A 16,232-nucleotide genomic window follows, 5' to 3' on the forward strand; every position below is an offset into this window, starting at 1 on the left:
AAACTGTCGGTGGTCCGGCGCACTATGGAGGGCGTGGCAGACGTACTCGACCTCTTCTCCCCCGCGACCAGGGACTGGTTCACCGGGGCCTTCGCCGCGCCCACCCGCGCGCAGGAAGGGGCGTGGCGGGCCGCGCACGCGAGGGAACACGCGCTGGTCGTGGCCCCGACAGGGTCCGGTAAAACACTGTCCGCGTTCCTCTGGGCGCTGGACAGGCTGTCGGTCGAGCCGCCGCCGTCCGAGCCGCGGAAACGCTGCCGTGTCCTCTACGTCTCGCCGTTGAAGGCGCTGGCGGTCGACGTCCAGCGCAACCTGCGGGCGCCACTGGCCGGTATCTCGCAGGCGTCGCGGCGGCTGGGGCTGCCGGTGCCGGACATCGGCGTCGGCATGCGCACCGGCGACACCACCGCAGCCGAGCGGCGCTCCTTCGGCAAAACGCCGCCGGACGTGCTGGTCACCACGCCGGAGTCGCTGTTCCTCATCCTCACCTCGTCCGCGCGAGACTCGCTGCGCGGCGTGGAGACGGTGATCATCGACGAGGTGCACGCGGTCGCGGGCGGCAAACGCGGCGCACATCTGGCCCTTTCACTCGAACGGCTCGACGCCCTCCTGGAGAAGCCCGCGCAGCGGATCGGGCTGTCGGCGACGGTCCGGCCGATCGACGAGGTCGCTTCGTTCCTGGCGGGCGGCAGGCCGGTCACCGTCGTCCAGCCGAAGCTCGCGAAGACGATCGAGGTCCGCGTCGAGGTCCCTGTCGAGGACATGTCCACTCTCGACAGTCCACAGGGGCCGAAGCAGAACGAAGACCTCGATGCCGGTCTCGCCCAGCTCCCCGGCGCGCTGGAGGAGATCGACGGCACCCCGCGGCGGCCGTCGATCTGGCCCGCGGTGGAGGAGCGGGTACTCGAACTGATCCAGGCGCACCGGTCGACGATCGTGTTCGCCAACTCGCGGCGGCTCACCGAGCGGATGACGGCCCGGCTCAACGAGCTCGTCGCCGAACAGACCGAGCTGGAGCCCGACCAGCGGTATCCGGCCGAGGCGATCGGCCAGTCCGGGCTCACCACCGGTGCGGCGCCGGTGATCGCGCGGGCACACCACGGTTCGATGTCGCGGGAGCAGCGCACCCACGTCGAAGAGGAACTCAAGACGGGCCGCCTCGCCTGCGTCGTCGCGACGTCCTCGCTGGAGCTGGGCATCGACATGGGCGCGGTCGATCTCGTCGTGCAGATCGAGGCACCGCCGACGGTCGCTTCGGGGCTGCAGCGGGTCGGCCGGGCCGGGCACCAGGTCGGCGCGGTGTCGAGCGGGGTGATGTTCCCGAAGTTCCGGGGTGACCTCGTCTCCTGCGCGGTGGTCGCGGAACGGATGGCGTCCGGCGCGATCGAGGCGGTGCGGTACCCGCGAAACCCGCTGGACGTGCTCGCGCAGCAGATCGTGGCGATGGTGGCGCTCGAATCGTGGACGGTCGACGAACTGGCCGCCCTCGCCCGCCGCGCGGCGCCCTTCGCTTCTCTGCCGGACGACGCGCTGTCCGCGGTGCTCGACATGCTCGCCGGGCGGTATCCCAGTGAGGAGTTCGGTGAACTGCGGGCGCGGATCACCTGGGACAGGGTCAGCGGTGAACTGCACGGCCGCCCGGGTTCGCAGCGGCTGGCGGTGACCTCGGGCGGCACGATCCCCGACCGCGGCCTGTTCACCGTGATGACGCCGGGCGGGGACGGCAAACCCGGGTCGCGCGTGGGTGAGCTCGACGAGGAGATGGTCTACGAGTCCCGCGTCGGGGACACGATCCTGCTCGGCACCTCCTCCTGGCGGGTCACCGACATCACCCACGACAGGGTGATCGTGGTGCCCGCGCCGGGTGAGCCCGCGCGGATGCCGTTCTGGAAGGGTGACGCTCCCGGGCGTCCGCTGGAACTGGGGCGCGCGCTCGGCGCGTTCGTCCGCGAACTGTCCACTTCGGAGCCTTCGGCGGCCAGGGAACGCGCCGCCGTCGCCGGGCTGGACGAGTACGCGTGCGACAACCTGCTCGGCTACTTGGAAGAGCAGAAGGCCGCCACACGGCATGTGCCGAACGACAAAACCGTGCTGCTGGAACGCTTCCGCGACGAACTCGGGGACTGGCGGGTCATCCTGCACTCCCCGTTCGGCGCCCAGGTCAACGCGCCGTGGGCGCTCGCGATCGCGGCCAGGCTGAGAGAGAACCGCGGGGTCGACGCGCAGGTGGCGCATTCCGACGACGGCATCGTGCTGCGGCTGCCGGAGGCCTTGGACTCCGAGGGCTCGGAAATCACCATCGGCGTCGAAGACGTACTGCTCGATCCGGAGGAGGTCGAGCAGCTGATCGTCGCCGAGGTCGGCGGTTCGGCGGTGTTCGCCGCGCGGTTCCGGGAATGCGCGGCGCGGTCGCTGCTGCTCCCCCGCCGGGATCCACGCCGCCGCACGCCGCTGTGGCAGCAGCGGCAGCGCGCGTCGCAGCTGCTTTCGGTCGCGGCCAAGTACGAGCGGTTTCCCGTGGTGCTGGAAGCGATGCGGGAAGTCCTGCAGGACGTGTACGACGTCGGCGGGCTGCGTGAGCTGATGGCCGACGTCCGGTCGCGGAAGGTCAAGCTGGTCGAGGTCGAGACGCCGTCGGCGTCGCCGTTCGCGCGAAGCCTGCTCTTCGGCTACGTCGGGATGTTCCTGTACGAGACCGACGCCCCGCTCGCGGAACGGCGCGCGGCGGCGCTGGCGCTGGATTCGACGCTGCTGGCCGAACTGCTCGGCACCGAAGCGATCCGGGAACTGCTGGACGCCGAGGTCGTCGCCGAAGTCGAGCGCTCCCTGCAGCGGCTCGATCCCGACAGGCACGCCCGCAACGCCGAAGAAACCGCGGATCTGTTGCGGTTCCTCGGAGATCTCTCGATCGAGGAGGCCGCCGCACGGGGCATCCAGCGGGAATGGCTGGAGGAACTGGAATCCGCGCGGCGGGTGATCCGGGTCCGCATCGGCGGCGGCGAACGCTTCATCGCCATCGAGGACGCGGGCCGGGTGCGGGACGCGCTGGGCACCGCGTTGCCGGTCGGCGTGCCGGAGGCGTTCACCGAACCGGTCGAGGATCCCGTCGGCGACCTGCTGTCGCGCTACTCCCGTAGCCGTGGCCCGTTCAGTGCCCGGCAAGCCGCCGAGCGGTTCGGGCTGGGGACGGCCGTCGTCACCGGCGTGCTGGACAGGCTGACCGCGCAGGGCAGGCTGGTCCGGGGTGAGCTGAGCCCGGTCGGACATCCGGAGACCCACGGCGTCGGCATGGAATTCTGCGACTCGTCGGTGCTGCGCAGGCTCCGGCGGGCGTCGCTGGCTCGGCTGCGAGCCGAGGTGGAGCCGGTCGAACCGGCGGCACTGGGCAGGTTCCTGCCGTCGTGGCACGGTATCGGCGCGAGAGTGCGTTCGGCGCCGACGGCGGACGACGTGCTGTCCGTGGTCGAGCAACTGGCAGGCGCCCCGCTCCCGGCGAGCGCGGTCGAGTCGCTGATCCTGCCGAGCAGGCTGCCCGGCTACACCCCCTCGCTGCTCGACGAACTCACCACGGCGGGCGAGGTCACCTGGTGTGGCTGCGGTTCCCTGTCCGGCGGGGACGGCTGGCTCGCGCTCGCGCCGACGGACGTCGCCGATCTGTTGCTGCCCGACCTCGACGACGATCTGCCTTCCAGTCCGCTCCACGCGGCGATCCTGTCCACTTTGGAGGGTGGGGCGCAGTTCTTCCGCCAGCTCGTGGACCGGGCGTCACCGTTGGTCGAAACCCCGCCGAACGACGGCGAAGTCGTCGACGCGCTGTGGGATCTGGTGTGGGCCGGGATGGTCACCGGGGACACGCTGGGGCCGCTGCGGGCGCGCGTCTCCGGTTCCGGCGCGGCCCACAAACCCCGGCGTCAGGCACCTCGAGGCCGTTACGCGCGGCTTCGCGCCGGGCGACCGGCGATGCCGTCGCGTTCCGGGCCGCCGATGGTGGCCGGCCGCTGGGCGCTGACCCCGGAGCGCGAACCGGATCCGACCAGGCGTGCCCACGCGCGGACCGAGGCCTTCCTGGAACGGCACGGCGTGCTCACCAGGGGCGCGCTCGACACCGAGCGGGTGACGGGCGGTTTTTCCGGGATCTACAAGGTTTTGCGCGGGATGGAAGACTCGGGTCAGGTCGTCCGGGGTTACGTCGTCGAAGGGCTCGGCGCCGCGCAGTTCGCGGCGAAGGGCGCCGTCGACAGGCTGCGCGCGCAGTCCGGGAACCAGCGCACCACCCAGGAAGGGGCGGTCGTGCTCGCCGCCGCCGACCCGGCCCAGCCCTACGGCGCCGCGTTGTCGTGGCCCGCCGCGACGGGCGACACGAAGCACCGTCCGGCCAGGAAAGCGGGTGCCTTGGCGGTGCTCGTGGACGGCGTCCCGGCGATGTACGTCGAACGCGGCGGCCGGTCGCTGCTGAGTTTCACCGAGGATCAGGACACCTTGCGTTCGGCCGCGCGGGCCCTGTCCACAGCGGTCCGGGAAGGCTGGCTGGGGCAGCTCGCGGTGCAGAAGGCCGACGGCGAGGTGGCGCTCACCTCCGAGCTTTCGGCCGTCCTTCAGGAGGCGGGATTCCGGGCGACTCCCAAGGGGCTGCGCCTGCGGGCCTAGACTTGCCGCCCAGACCTGCGGAGAAGGACGTTCGAACATGGTGATGCGCGACCTGCGCTACTTCGGGGATCCCGTGCTCAAGACCGTATGCGATCCGGTCACGACATTCGACAAGAAGATCGAGTCGCTGGTGACCGATCTGATGGACGGTGTGAAACCGGCGGGGCGCGCGGGTCTCGCGGCACCGCAGATCGGGGTCGGCCTGCGGGTGTTCAGCTACGACGTCGGCGGGCTGACCGGCTACGTGATCAACCCGGAGATCGCCGAGCTCTCCGAGGAGACCCACGAAATCGGCGAGGGCTGCCTTTCCGTGCCGGAACTGTGGTTCCCGGTCGTCCGCGCGAAACGGGCCGTCGTGCGCGGTGTCAACCTGCGCAACGAACCGATCGAGGTCGAAGGCTTCGACGTCCTCGCGCAGTGCCTGCAGCACGAGACCGATCACCTCGACGGCAAGCTCTACCTGGACCGGCTCACCGCCGAGCGCAAGAAGCGGGCGCTGGGCGAGGCCCGCGGCAAAGACTGGTTCTGGAACCGCAAGTAGCCGAACTACCGCAACCAGAGGACTAAACGCGGGCCTCTGGGACGCGCGGGTCGGGGAGGCGGAAGCGCAGGGTGCCGGAGTCCCCGGGGGTGCGTTCGGGGCGCAGGCCGATCCGGGCGGCGGTGCGGTAGAGGGAGTCGTCGCCGGGCAGGCAGACGGCGGCGAGTTCGCGTTCTCCCGTGGCCTTGGCGAGGACGGCGAGCCTGCTCAGCAGGGCCGTGCCGATGCCCTGGCGCTGCCAGGAATCCTCGACCAGGAGCGAGACTTCGGCCGCGCCGCCGTCGGCCGACGGGATCAGCTGGCCGAGACCGATCACGTCACGACCGCAGACCGCGAGCAGGCTGCTTCCGCGCGGCGGCATCAGCAGCCGGTGCAGCCAGCGGCGCGGCACCGCGCGCATCCCGGTGTGATAGCGGTGGAAAAGCGTGGTCATCGAGCATCTCTGGTGCAGCGCGGACACCGCCTCCGCGTCACCGGGGACGCCCTTCCGCAGGACTATCGCGGCGCCATCGGGCCGGTCGAGCACGATCGGCCCGGTCACGTTGTCGCGGACGGCGGTCATCAGGCCGGTCAGCGCGACGGCCCGGCTCAGCTCCAGTTCGACGAACGGTGACCACCGGCGGCGCGCGACGAACGCGGTGCCGTCCCCCGCCGGGAACACCGCCCGGTGCCCGCCCTCCGTGCGGGCCGGGTTCGCCTCGATCGACGGGACCTTCGTGACGACGTCGGCCGCGAGAACGCCGCGAAGCACCTCCGCGAGGCCACCGGGCTCCTCGACGGCTCTCCTGGCCGCGGTGAGCGTCGCGGTGGCCGGATCGACCAGTTCGGCCAGATCCGCGTCGATGACGGCGGAGCATTCGCACCCTTCGTCACGGATCGCGTCGACGAGCAGTTGCCGGGGCAGGCCGGTGGCCGGCCGCAGCACGATTTCGTCGAGCACGCCGCCGGGCACCGGGAGCACCGACAGCCCGAGGATGTTGCACTCGAGGTCGGCGAGCCGGATCGCGATCCTGGCCAGGGTGCCCGGCCGGTCGTCCACGCGGATCCGGACCCGCCAGGCGGACGCGGCCGTGGTCTCTTCTCCGGGGTGGATCTGGGCCGGCAGGACTCGATAGGTCTCCATGACCTCAACGTTCCCGGCCGGTTGTTGCCTGCCCACGGCGCGGGTGTTTCGCTCAGGTCAGCGTTCGGCCCCGCCACGCAACTCCGATGAAACAACCGGGCTGAACAACTCAGCGCCGCGTGAGCACGCTGAATTCGTTGCCCTCCGGGTCCACCATCGCCTGACCGAACTGCCCTGTCGCGCCGAGCTCCCGCAGGCGCCGTACCTCGGCCACGCGGCTGCTGCCTCGCCGTGGCGCGACCTCGAACCGCAGCCGGTTCCGGTGCCGTTTCCTCTCGTCCGTGGCGAGGAACTCGATCCACGGGCCGCGGCCGTCCGGCGGCCGCAGACCCACGACCGACTCTTCCCGGACGCCGATCCGCCAGCCCAGCGCGGCCGACCAGAACCGCGCGAGCCGCTCCGGATCGAGGGCGTCGGTGACGACCGACGCGAGCGCGCCGGTGCCCGCGTACTGCTCGCGGGGTTCGAGGACGCAGAACTCGTTGCCCTCGGGATCCGCCAGCACCACCCACGGCACCCGTTTCTCCTCCGGCGGACCCTGGCCGATGTCGATGTGCCGCGCGCCGAGGGACAGCGCGCGGTCCACCACTTCGGCCTGGTGCTCCGGAGAACGGCTCGCCAGATCCAGATGCAGCCGGTTCTTGCCCCGTTTGGGGCCCGCCTCGGAGCGGAAGGCCGGTTGGAACGGGGCGTCCCAGCTGAACAGCCCTTCCCAGAAACCCGCCAGATCTCTGGGAAGGGCCGAGTCGAAGACCAGATTCACCAGCTGTACCGCCACACCGGTGAATCTAGACGGCACCACCGACATTTCTGACCGGTTTGGCTTCCCCACCGACCGGTCATCGGGTCGCGAGCCGCAAAAGGGCCCAGAGTTGTCCCGCCATGTCCTGGTCTCCGCTGACCGTCACCGCCGTCGGACCCGCCCGGCCCCAGAGCCAGCGGTAGATCTTGTCCGGCTGCCCGGTGACCAGATCGTCCGCGCGCCGGGCCTCCTCGGCCGAGCATCGCCAGGCGATCGTTTCCGTGGGCCCGGCCCTGGCGATCCAGTGGTGGCCCGCGGTGCGCACGCCGACCGATCCGGTCTTGGTGCCGGACAGTCCCAGCAACGGCAGCCGCTGGCCGAACCAGAGCGTCAGCGCCTCGTCGATCCCGTCGAGTGCCACGTCTTCGGGGATCTCCGACACGTCCCGTCCGGCCGCGCTCTCCGCGTCGATCCGGTGGATCGTCGCCTCGTGCGCCATCCGCCGCCGCCAGAACCCGTAGCTGCGGTCCGCCGGCCACCAGGTCGGCGCCAGTTCGTCCGCGTCGTGCGCGGACAGTTCGGCGACGAGTTCGTCCCGGCCCTCGCGGAAGTACTCCTCCAGGGTCTGTCCCGGCCCCGGTTTGCGCTGCCAGTGCTCGGGACGCCGCCCGTCGGCGATCCAGCGGCGGGTGACCCGGTACACGCTGCCCACGTGCCGGAGCACCTCACCGAGGGTCCATCCGGGGCAGGTCGGGACCGGCGCGTCCGCGGACGCGGTGTGCGCCACCTGAGCCATCAGCTCGGTCTCGGCGCCGATCACCTCCAGGAACCTGCCCTGGTCGATCATGGCCTGCCCGGCCATCGGGCACCCCCTCTCCGCGGTGGCCTAGGCCACATGCGCCGAATCACCCATCGGCAGCCCGTGCACCACCCGTCGCACCAATTCCAGGAACACGGTGGCGGCACGCACCAGCTCGTCCGCCATGTCGACGGTGACCTTCCCGGTGATGCCCGCCTGCGCGGCGGCCCGCGTCGCGGAGTTGGCCGCGAAGAACGCCGCCCACTCCTTCAGCTCGGGCGCGACGGAGTCGAGCAGCACCCAGCCGCTCGCGGGGCGGGCCCGGCCCCGGTGCGGGCGGCCGCGTGCCTCCAGCACCGCCGCGGCGCCCCGCAGCGCGGCGAGGTACGCCACGATGAACCGCTCCGCGGGATCGGTCTCCCGCTCTGCTTCGCCAAGGCCACGCCTTGCCTGCGCGTACAAGGAGACCGCCGCGGGTGGTGCCGGCGGGCGCAACGACATCGGCAGGGCGGGCTGCGCGGTGCCCCCCGGCCTCTCGGCTTCGTCGGGGGACACGACCGAAACGGACATGACGACCCTCCTCCTGTACGTGAGCGCCGGCCGGTGCCCGGTGCCGAGGCGCTTCCCCCGCCCCCGCTCCGGGCACCTACCGGTGCGCGCTCACCGAATGTCGAACGTCTGTTCGAACAAGACCAATGTAACCCTGACGTGCCCCTTTCTTCAACCCCGTAGCGGGGTGATCGCCGCATGTGGCGCGGGACACGGGATCGGCCACGTGATCTCATAGGCTCATGAGCACCATCGACCAGTCCGGCCACCCCTCGGTGGCCAAGGTCGCGGCCGCGCTCGCCGAGGCGGGTCAGCAGGCCGCCGCGGACGGGATCCGGATCCTCCCCGCCGAAGTCCGCACGGCCGCGCAGGCGGCCGAAGCGCTCGGTGTCGAGGTCGGCGCGATCGCGAACAGCCTCGTGTTCCGCAGCCGCACCGGTGACGCGGAGACGGCCCTGCTCGCGCTGACGTCGGGCGCGCACCGCGCCGACACCGGAATCCTCGCGGCGTCGACCGGAGCCGACGAGATCGGCAAGGCGGACGCGGATTTCGTCCGTGCGCACACCGGGCAGCCCATCGGCGGCGTCGCCCCGGTCGGTCACCCGAAGGCGTTGTCCACTCTCGTCGACACCGCGTTACGCGCTCACGACGTCGTCTGGGCCGCCGCCGGGCATCCGAAGTCGGTCTACCCCACGACGTTCGACGGGCTCGTCGCGCTGACCGGGGGTACTCCCACGGACGTCGCGGGCGACGGGCAGGATGGGCGCCCGTGACCGCGATGTCCTCGGAATGCACCCGTTACGTCCAGCTGTCCGCGGACGAGTTCCGCGCCCGGCTCCCCGAGGCGCTGACCATCTACGTCGACGCCATGCGCTACCCCGAAGGCACGGCGGAACAACGCGCGCCGATGTGGCTCACGCACGCGCTGCGCGAAGGATGGCGCTGTATGGCCGCGCTCGACGCGAACGGCGTCCTGCTCGGCCTCGCCTACGGCTACAAGGGCCGCGGCGGCCAGTGGTGGCACGAACAGGTCCGCCACGGCCTGACCCGCCGTGAGGGCCAGGCCGCCGCCGAGCAGTGGATGTCCGACTACTTCGAGCTCACCGAGATCCACGTCAGCCCGGCGAGCCAGGGGAAGCGGATCGGCGAGGACCTCCTGCGACGGCTGCTCGACGGCGTGCCCAGCGCCCACGTTCTCCTTTCCACGCCGGAAGGCACCAGCCGGGCCTGGAACCTTTACCGGCGCGTCGGTTTCGTCGACGTGCTGCGGGACTACCACTTCGCCGGGGATCCGCGGGCGTTCGCGATCCTCGGCCGGACGCTGCCGCTCTAAGGCTTCGAATAGGCGACGGCGAGCGCGGCGATGAGCACCGCCGCGCCGCACCAGCCGACGGCGCCGAGCCGTTCCCCGAGCACCACCATGGACAGCAGCGCGGCCGTGAGCGGTTCGAGCAGGGCGGACAACGCGGCCAGGACGGGGTGCGCGCCCTCGAGGCCGCGGAAGTAGGCGGCGTAGGCCAGCGCCGTGGGCACGACGCCGAAGTAGACGACGAGCGCGAGCACGTCCACCTGCGGCGGCACGGCCATCCCGAACCACAACGCGGCGGGAGTGAGCGCGGCACCGCCGATCAGGCAGCCGAAAGCCGTGGTGGGCAAGGGATCCAGGCCGTCGACGCGGGTCGCGGTCACCAGGGTCAGCGCGGCGAACCCGGCCGCGGCGAGCAAGGCGAACAGCACTCCGGCGACATCGGCTTCTTCCCCGGGCGTCCACTGCAGCAGCGCGAGCCCGATCAGGGACCCGGCCAGGGACACCGTCGTCCATGCCGAGGGAAGCCTCCGGGACTTGACGGCCGTCGCGACGGCGAGCAGCACGGGCGCGCTGCCGATGGTGGTCATGGTCGCGACGCTCACGGAACTCAGCGAGACCGCGACGAAGTAGCTGGTCTGGAAGAGGGCGAACAGGCCACCGACCGTCAGGAGGCGACGGCGGGCCTCCGGTGTGCGGGGAAGGCCGCGGAGGCCGCCGGTGAGCCACAGACAGCCGGTGGCGATCACGCCGCCGATGAGCAGCCGGTACGCGGCGACGCTCAGCGGATGGAGTCCCGTGCGGGAGGCGAGCAGGGAGCCGGCGAGGCCGCCGGTCCCCCAGAGGACGCCGGCGAGGACGAGCGCGGCCGACGATCGGGCGCGCGTGGGTACGGCAACGGACATGGGGAAACGCTCCTGCGTCTGGTGTCGGTGTCTGAGGACGGCGACGACGCGGGGTGCTTCTTCAGCGCATCAGGAAGAGGCCGGGCGGCGGGAACGCCGCGCGGCCGCACACACCCCGCTCAGAGGGCGGGAGGTGGGGTGACGAGAAAGATCCGGTGCACGGGGGGAACGTATCAAGGCTCCGGCCGGTGCCGCACGTGAATTGCGCGCGGCCGGTGCAGCCCGCTGATCGCAGGTCCGTGAAGGCCTCCTTCCCTACCCTGAAAGTAGTTAAGGGGGCCTTCACGTACTTCAACCGGACATTCGACCGCCAGAGAGTGTCCCCGGTGAACACTCAGGGAACGACTGGCGCCCGCTGGCCGGTCCAGAACCGTGCCGCGAAGGCCACCTCTCAGCCTTGAAGCCAGCGAAGGGGTCCTTCATCGCAGAGGCTCGGTCACGCCACATTTGACTTACCCCGCAATAGAACTCGAATCACCACTCACGACCCAAGGGACCCATAGCGCGCTTTTGGACCGCGAAAAGCGAGAGAGGGCGGCTCAGTCCAGCGCGGCCAGCATCTCCCGCAGCGTGTCCAGCCCCATCCCGCCGAGCGCCAGCGCCCGCGTGTGGAACTGCCTGATGTCGAAAGCGTCGCCCTGCCGGGCACGGGCCTCGTCGCGCGCGGTGAGCCAGAGGCGTTCGCCGAGCTTGTAGGACGGCGCCTGCCCCGGCCAGCCCAGGTAGCGGTCGATCTCGTCGTGCACGTGGGCCGGGTCGGTGACGGTCCGGGTGAGCATGAACTCCAGGCCCAGCTCGGGCGTCCAGCGCTCGCCCTCGTGGAAGCCGGTGCCCGCCGGGATCTCCAGTTCCAGGTGCATGCCGATGTCGACGATCACGCGCGCGGCGCGGAACAGCTGCTCGGACAGCATGCCGAGCAGTTCGCCGTCGTCGGCGAGGAATCCGAGGTCCTCCATCAGCCGCTCGGAGTACAGCGCCCAGCCCTCGGCGTGCCCGGAGGTGAACGCGAGCAGCCGCTGGTACTTGTTCAACGACTCCGACTGGTCGACGGCGGTCGCGATCTGCAGGTGGTGACCCGGCGCGCCCTCGTGGTAGACGGTGCTGACCTCACGCCAGGTGATGAACTCCTCCCGGCCCTGCGGCAGCGACCACCACATGCGGCCGGGGCGGGAGAAGTCCTCGCTCGGGCCGGTGTAGTACGCGCCGACGGTGCCGCCGGGCGGGGCGATCTTGCACTCCAGCTCCATGACCTGGTCGGAGATGTCGAAGTGCTTGCCGCGCAACGACTTCAGCGCGTTGTCGGACAGGTTCTGCATCCAGGCCTGGAATTCCGACCGGCCGCGCACGACGTACTTCGGATCGGCGTCGAGGACGGCGGCCGCCTCGGCGAGGGTGGCACCCGGTTTGATCCGGTTCGCGACCTCGCGCATCTCCGTTTCGATGCGGGTGAACTCGGCCCAGCCCCAGGCGTAGGCCTCGTCCAGGTCGAGGGTGGCTCCGGTGAACAGCCGGGACCACAGCCGGTAGACCTCGGCGCCGACGGCGTCCTTGACCGGGGCCCGCGGGGCGAGCTCGGCGCGGAGGAAACCGGCGAACTCCGCGTACGCCTCCTGCGCGGCGCGGGCGGCGTGCTCGAGTTCGGTGCGCAGGTCCGCGCTCACGCCCTTCGCGCCGGAGATCAGCGTGGTGAAGAACCCGGTCTCTTCCTTGAGCCCCGCCCAGGTCTCGGCCTGCTCGGCGACCTTGCTGACCTGGCGGAGCGCCGAGACGCGGCCCGCGTCGGCGGCGGCGAGCAGCGACGCGCGGTACTGGTCGAGCGCCTCGGGAACCCTGGCCATGCGGGCGGCGATGTTCGCCCAGTCCCGCTCGGTCTCGGCGGGCATGAGGTCGAAGACCATCCGCAGGTTCTGCGCGGGGCTCTCGATCACGTTCAACTCGGCGATGTCGAGACCCGCCTCGTGGATCTCCAGGATCAGCCCGGTCCGCTCGGTGAAGACCGCCTTGGCCGCGCGTTCGCCGTCGTCGCGCGGCTCGGCCGCTTCGATGTCGGCCAGTGCCCGGGAGGCGATCGCCGCCCGCGCCGCGTACCCGGCGGGCGAGTAGTCGGTCAGCTGGTCGTCGTATCCGGAGATGCCGTACGTCGTCGCGGTGACCGGGTCGGCCGCCGCGTACTCGTCGACGTACCGGTCACAGATCTGGTGCACACTTTGCGCGGTCGAAGCCATGCCAGGCACGCTACCGGGACGACGGGCGACTTCGGTACGGAGTTACGCGCGGGCCGGCACCAGCCCGAGCCTGCTGACCACCTCACGCGTGGCCTTGGACCGGTTGAACGTGTAGAAGTGCAGGTCAGGAACGCCTTCGGCGATGAGCCGCTCGCACAGTTCGGTCACCGCGTCGATCCCCGCCGCCCGGAACGACTTCGGGTCGTCGGCCAGCGGTTCGAGCCGGTCGAGCAGCCGCCGCGGCGCGGGCGCGCCGGACAGCTTGATCGACGTGTGCAGCGTCCGCAGCGTGGTCAGCGGCATGATGCCGGGGATGACCAGCGCCTCGCAGCCGGTCGCCGCCACCCGGTCCCGCAGGCGGAGGAAGTCCTCGGGTTCGAAGAACAGCTGCGCGATCGCGAAATCCGCGCCCGCGCGCAGCTTGCGCACCAGGTATTCGGTGTCGGCCTCGAGGTTCGCCGACCTCGGGTGGCCGTACGGGAAGGCCGAGACGCCGACGCAGAAGTCGCCGAGCGAACGCACCAGTTCGACGAGTTCCTCGGCGTAGTTGAGCCCGTCCGGATGCGGCACCCAGTCGCCGTAGACGTCGCCCGGCGGGTCGCCCCGCAGCGCGAGGATGTTCCGCACGCCGACGGCGGCGTACCAGCCGATGACGTTGCGCAGTTCCGCGACCGAGTGGTTCACGGCGGTGAGGTGCGCCATCGGCACCAGCGTGGTCTCGGTGGCGACGCGGGCGATGCTGCGGATGGTGCCGTCGCGGCTGGAGCCGCCCGCGCCGTAGGTGATCGACATGTACGCCGGGTCCAGTGGCTCGAGTTCCCGGATCGACTTCCACAGCACGGCCTCGTCCGCCGTGTCCCTTGGCGGGAAGAACTCGATGGAGAAAACGGGTCCATCACCCTGCAACCGCTCGACCACCGACGTCATACCGTCATGTTAGGGGGGAAAGTCCGCTGGCTGGGAGCCCCCTCTCAGGCATTGGACTTGCGACTTCAGCCACTGCCAACGGTTGCCGAGCGGCGTCCACCTGGGGAGACTCTGGAGCCATGAGTGCCGAAGACGACACCAGCTGGGACGAAGACGTCCGCGTCGCGGTCTACCGGGCGTTCGCCGAGCACGGGAGGCGGCCCACGGCGCCGGAGCTGGCCGACGCCGCCCACGGGTCGCTGGCGGTGGCGAAACAGGCGTTGCACCGGCTCGCGGAGCAACGCCACGTGGTGCTCGACGCCCGCGAGCACGTCGTGATGGCGCATCCGTTCGCGGCGATCCCGCTGGGGTTCTCCGTGATGGGCGAACGGACGCTGTGGTGGGGCGGGTGCGCGTGGGACGCGTTCGCGATCCCGCATCTGGTCAAGGGCGAACCCGAGGTGCTCGTGTCCACCCGCTGCCGCGGCTGCGGCGAGCCGCAGGCCCTGATGGTGAACGACCGGACCCCGCCGAAGGGTGAACTCGTCGCGCACTTCCTGGTCCCGGCGGCGCGGATGTGGGACGACGTCGTGCACACCTGCGGCAACCAGCGCCTGTTCTGCGGCGAGTCCTGTGTGGACGGATGGCTCACGGAAACGGGCCAGGACAAGGGTTACGTCCTGGACCTGGCGACCTTGTGGCGGCTCGCGGCAGGCTGGTACGAAGGCAGGCTCGACCACGGCTACACCCGCCGCGAGCCGAAGGACGCGGCCGCGTATTTCGCCAAGGCCGGGCTCTCCGGGCCGTTCTGGAGCTAGATCAGGAACCGCAGCGCGGCGGTGACGACGACGCCGCACAGGATCGCGGCGAGCACCGGCACGCGCAGCACGTAGGTGACGGCGATCGCGGCCAGGCCCGCGCAGAGCGTCCAGTCGACGCCGGACCAGGCCGGGCCGGTCACGTCGGTGAGCACCAGCCCGGCCAGCAGGGCGGGCGCCAGCAGCGCGATCACCCCGGCCAGGCGCGGCGGCAGGTCCCGGTCGCCGAGCAGGACCGGGCCCACCGCCTTGAACCCGATGCTGACCAGCGCGACGACGACGATGGCGATCCAGAGCGTCATCGCCGCACCCCCAGGCCCACCAGCGCGGCGGCCGAGGCCCCGATCAGCGCGAGCCCGACCGGGACGAACAGCACCAGGGCCCCGGCGAGGCAGGCGGCGAGGGCCGCGGTCAGGACGGCCTCGCGTGAGCGGCGCAGCTCGTCGATGAGCAGGACCAGGAAGAAGCCGGGGAAGACGACGTCGAGCCCGAAGCGCGCGACGACGTCCGGAGAGGGCGCTGCCACGACACCGAGCACCGTGCCCAGCACCCACGCGGGCAACTGGACGAGCGTGCAGCCGATGAGTTTCTCGCGGTCGAAGCGCCCGCCGCCGAGGTGGGCGGCCACCCACGAACCGTCGACGACGGCCTGGCCCTCCCATGCCCGGCGCAGCCGCCCGCCGCGCAGGTCCTTGGCGACGGCGGCGCCCATCGGCAGGAACCGGGCGTTGATCAGGGCCGCGGCGCCGACCGCGACGGCGAGGTTGCCGCCGCCCGCGAGCGCGGTGGCCATCGCGAACTGGGCAGAGCCGGAGAACACGACGATCGACGCGACGATCGGGGCCGCGATCCCCCAGTTCAGAGTCTGGCTGTAGGCGCCGAAGGTGACACCGAGGACGAAGGTCGCGACACCCAGCCCGAGGCCGACGCGGGCGCCGGCCAGATAGTGCTGCCGGAGCGTTGTCATACGACCGACCCTAACAAGCTAAAATGAGTTTGACCATTAGGAGGGCGCGTGGACGACCACTGGGACGGGTACGACAGCATCGGCGGGAGCGTGCCGTTGGACCTGGTCAACACCGTTTCCTGGCGGCGCGATCCGGCCAGGCGGGACGATCGGCTTTCGGATCCCGCGCGGCTGTCCGAGTGGGTCGTCCTGGTCGGCGCGGGCACCGAACGACTGGAGATCTCCGAGGCCGTCTTCGACACGGTGAAGTCGTTCCGCGAGACGCTCTACCGGGTGCTCGTTTCGGACCCTCCGGACGTCACGGCGTTGCGGAAGACCCTGGTCGCGGCGTACCGGCATGCCGAACTCGCGCCGTCCTTGCCGCTGCGGTGGACGGTGCCGTTGACCGGCGACGCCGCGCTGCCGCACTTCCTCGCGCTCTCGGCCGAGGAGCTGCTGCGGTCCGGCGAACTCGCGCGGATCCGGGAGTGCGAGGGGCCGGGGTGCGGCTGGATCTTCACCGACCAGACCCGCAACCGGTCGCGGCGATGGTGCAGTTCGTCGGACTGCGGGAACCGGGCGCGCGCGAAGCGGCATTACGACAAGGGCCGCGGCTGACATCCCTCGCATTTGGTCCTCTGGTCGCGGTCCATGCGCGTGCAACTACCGCAACCAGAGGACCAAACGCGGGGAGGGGCGCGTCTGTTTCGCCACATTCCGCGGCA

Annotated in this window: 15 protein-coding genes; 6 read left to right on the plus strand and 9 right to left on the minus strand. The window is 71.1% G+C overall.

The window, feature by feature from the left end; all coding sequences use genetic code 11:
* Nucleotides 1-24 precede the first annotated feature (24 nt).
* Both ACLJRM_RS33815 and def read left to right on the plus strand, forming a co-directional pair.
* Nucleotides 25-4,647 carry an ATP-dependent helicase gene (locus tag ACLJRM_RS33815; protein WP_174720527.1) on the plus strand — a complete coding sequence of 1,541 codons (4,623 nt, stop codon included), beginning with the start codon at nt 25-27 and terminating at the stop codon, nt 4,645-4,647.
* Nucleotides 4,648-4,684: 37 nt separating this feature from the next.
* Nucleotides 4,685-5,188, plus strand: coding sequence for a peptide deformylase (gene def, locus ACLJRM_RS33820; protein ID WP_101606374.1), 504 nt, complete (start codon nt 4,685-4,687; stop codon nt 5,186-5,188).
* Between the two features lie 22 nt (nt 5,189-5,210).
* On the opposite strand, the gene ACLJRM_RS33825 is transcribed toward def, so the two are convergent.
* From ACLJRM_RS33825 to ACLJRM_RS33840, 4 genes are all read right to left on the minus strand, one after another.
* A complete protein-coding gene (locus ACLJRM_RS33825; RefSeq protein ID WP_101606373.1) occupies nt 5,211-6,311 on the minus strand; it encodes a GNAT family N-acetyltransferase in 1,101 nt (366 codons plus the stop codon).
* A gap of 109 nt (nt 6,312-6,420) precedes the next feature.
* Nucleotides 6,421-7,089 carry a VOC family protein gene (locus tag ACLJRM_RS33830; protein WP_410665412.1) on the minus strand — a complete coding sequence of 223 codons (669 nt, stop codon included), beginning with the start codon at nt 7,087-7,089 and terminating at the stop codon, nt 6,421-6,423.
* Nucleotides 7,090-7,150: 61 nt separating this feature from the next.
* The gene (locus tag ACLJRM_RS33835; RefSeq protein WP_410665413.1) at nt 7,151-7,915 is read right to left on the minus strand and encodes a maleylpyruvate isomerase family mycothiol-dependent enzyme; all 765 of its coding nucleotides are present in this window, start codon (nt 7,913-7,915) and stop codon (nt 7,151-7,153) included.
* A 24-nt stretch (nt 7,916-7,939) separates the two neighbouring features.
* A complete protein-coding gene (locus ACLJRM_RS33840; protein ID WP_410665414.1) occupies nt 7,940-8,422 on the minus strand; it encodes an SAV_6107 family HEPN domain-containing protein in 483 nt (160 codons plus the stop codon).
* A gap of 221 nt (nt 8,423-8,643) precedes the next feature.
* On the opposite strand from ACLJRM_RS33840, the gene ACLJRM_RS33845 reads away from it, so the two are divergent.
* Both ACLJRM_RS33845 and ACLJRM_RS33850 read left to right on the plus strand, forming a co-directional pair.
* Entirely contained in the window at nt 8,644-9,174 is a 531-nt protein-coding gene (locus ACLJRM_RS33845) for a YbaK/EbsC family protein (RefSeq protein ID WP_410665415.1), read from the plus strand.
* Complete coding sequence (locus ACLJRM_RS33850) at nt 9,171-9,734, plus strand: GNAT family N-acetyltransferase (protein WP_101606368.1); 564 nt, start codon at nt 9,171-9,173, stop codon at nt 9,732-9,734. Before ACLJRM_RS33845 ends, ACLJRM_RS33850 begins: the two co-directional genes overlap by 4 nt.
* Here the strand turns inward: ACLJRM_RS33850 and ACLJRM_RS33855 are convergent.
* The 3 genes from ACLJRM_RS33855 to metF form a co-directional block, all read right to left on the minus strand.
* The gene (locus ACLJRM_RS33855; protein ID WP_410665416.1) at nt 9,731-10,612 is read right to left on the minus strand and encodes a DMT family transporter; all 882 of its coding nucleotides are present in this window, start codon (nt 10,610-10,612) and stop codon (nt 9,731-9,733) included. The two genes, ACLJRM_RS33850 and ACLJRM_RS33855, sit on opposite strands and share 4 nt — an antisense overlap.
* A gap of 539 nt (nt 10,613-11,151) precedes the next feature.
* Nucleotides 11,152-12,837 carry a DUF885 domain-containing protein gene (locus ACLJRM_RS33860; RefSeq protein WP_174720391.1) on the minus strand — a complete coding sequence of 562 codons (1,686 nt, stop codon included), beginning with the start codon at nt 12,835-12,837 and terminating at the stop codon, nt 11,152-11,154.
* A gap of 42 nt (nt 12,838-12,879) precedes the next feature.
* Complete coding sequence (metF, locus tag ACLJRM_RS33865) at nt 12,880-13,764, minus strand: methylenetetrahydrofolate reductase [NAD(P)H] (RefSeq protein ID WP_410665417.1); 885 nt, start codon at nt 13,762-13,764, stop codon at nt 12,880-12,882.
* 119 nt (nt 13,765-13,883) lie between these two features.
* On the opposite strand from metF, the gene merB reads away from it, so the two are divergent.
* Entirely contained in the window at nt 13,884-14,561 is a 678-nt protein-coding gene (gene merB / locus ACLJRM_RS33870; RefSeq protein ID WP_101606364.1) for an organomercurial lyase, read from the plus strand.
* Here merB and ACLJRM_RS33875 read toward each other — a convergent pair.
* Entirely contained in the window at nt 14,558-14,863 is a 306-nt protein-coding gene (locus ACLJRM_RS33875) for an AzlD domain-containing protein (RefSeq protein ID WP_101606363.1), read from the minus strand. The genes merB and ACLJRM_RS33875 overlap by 4 nt on opposite strands.
* Nucleotides 14,860-15,528 carry an AzlC family ABC transporter permease gene (locus ACLJRM_RS33880; RefSeq protein WP_410602285.1) on the minus strand — a complete coding sequence of 223 codons (669 nt, stop codon included), beginning with the start codon at nt 15,526-15,528 and terminating at the stop codon, nt 14,860-14,862. The genes ACLJRM_RS33875 and ACLJRM_RS33880 overlap by 4 nt, the downstream gene beginning before the upstream one ends.
* A 48-nt stretch (nt 15,529-15,576) precedes the next feature.
* Between ACLJRM_RS33880 and ACLJRM_RS33885 the strand changes: the two genes are divergently transcribed.
* On the plus strand, nt 15,577-16,125 hold the full coding sequence (locus ACLJRM_RS33885) for a CGNR zinc finger domain-containing protein (RefSeq protein ID WP_410665418.1): 549 nt from the start codon (nt 15,577-15,579) through the stop codon (nt 16,123-16,125).
* Nucleotides 16,126-16,232 lie beyond the last annotated feature (107 nt).

Origin of the sequence: Amycolatopsis sp. lyj-84 (assembly GCF_046549075.1) — a bacterium.
GTDB lineage: Bacteria > Actinomycetota > Actinomycetes > Mycobacteriales > Pseudonocardiaceae > Amycolatopsis.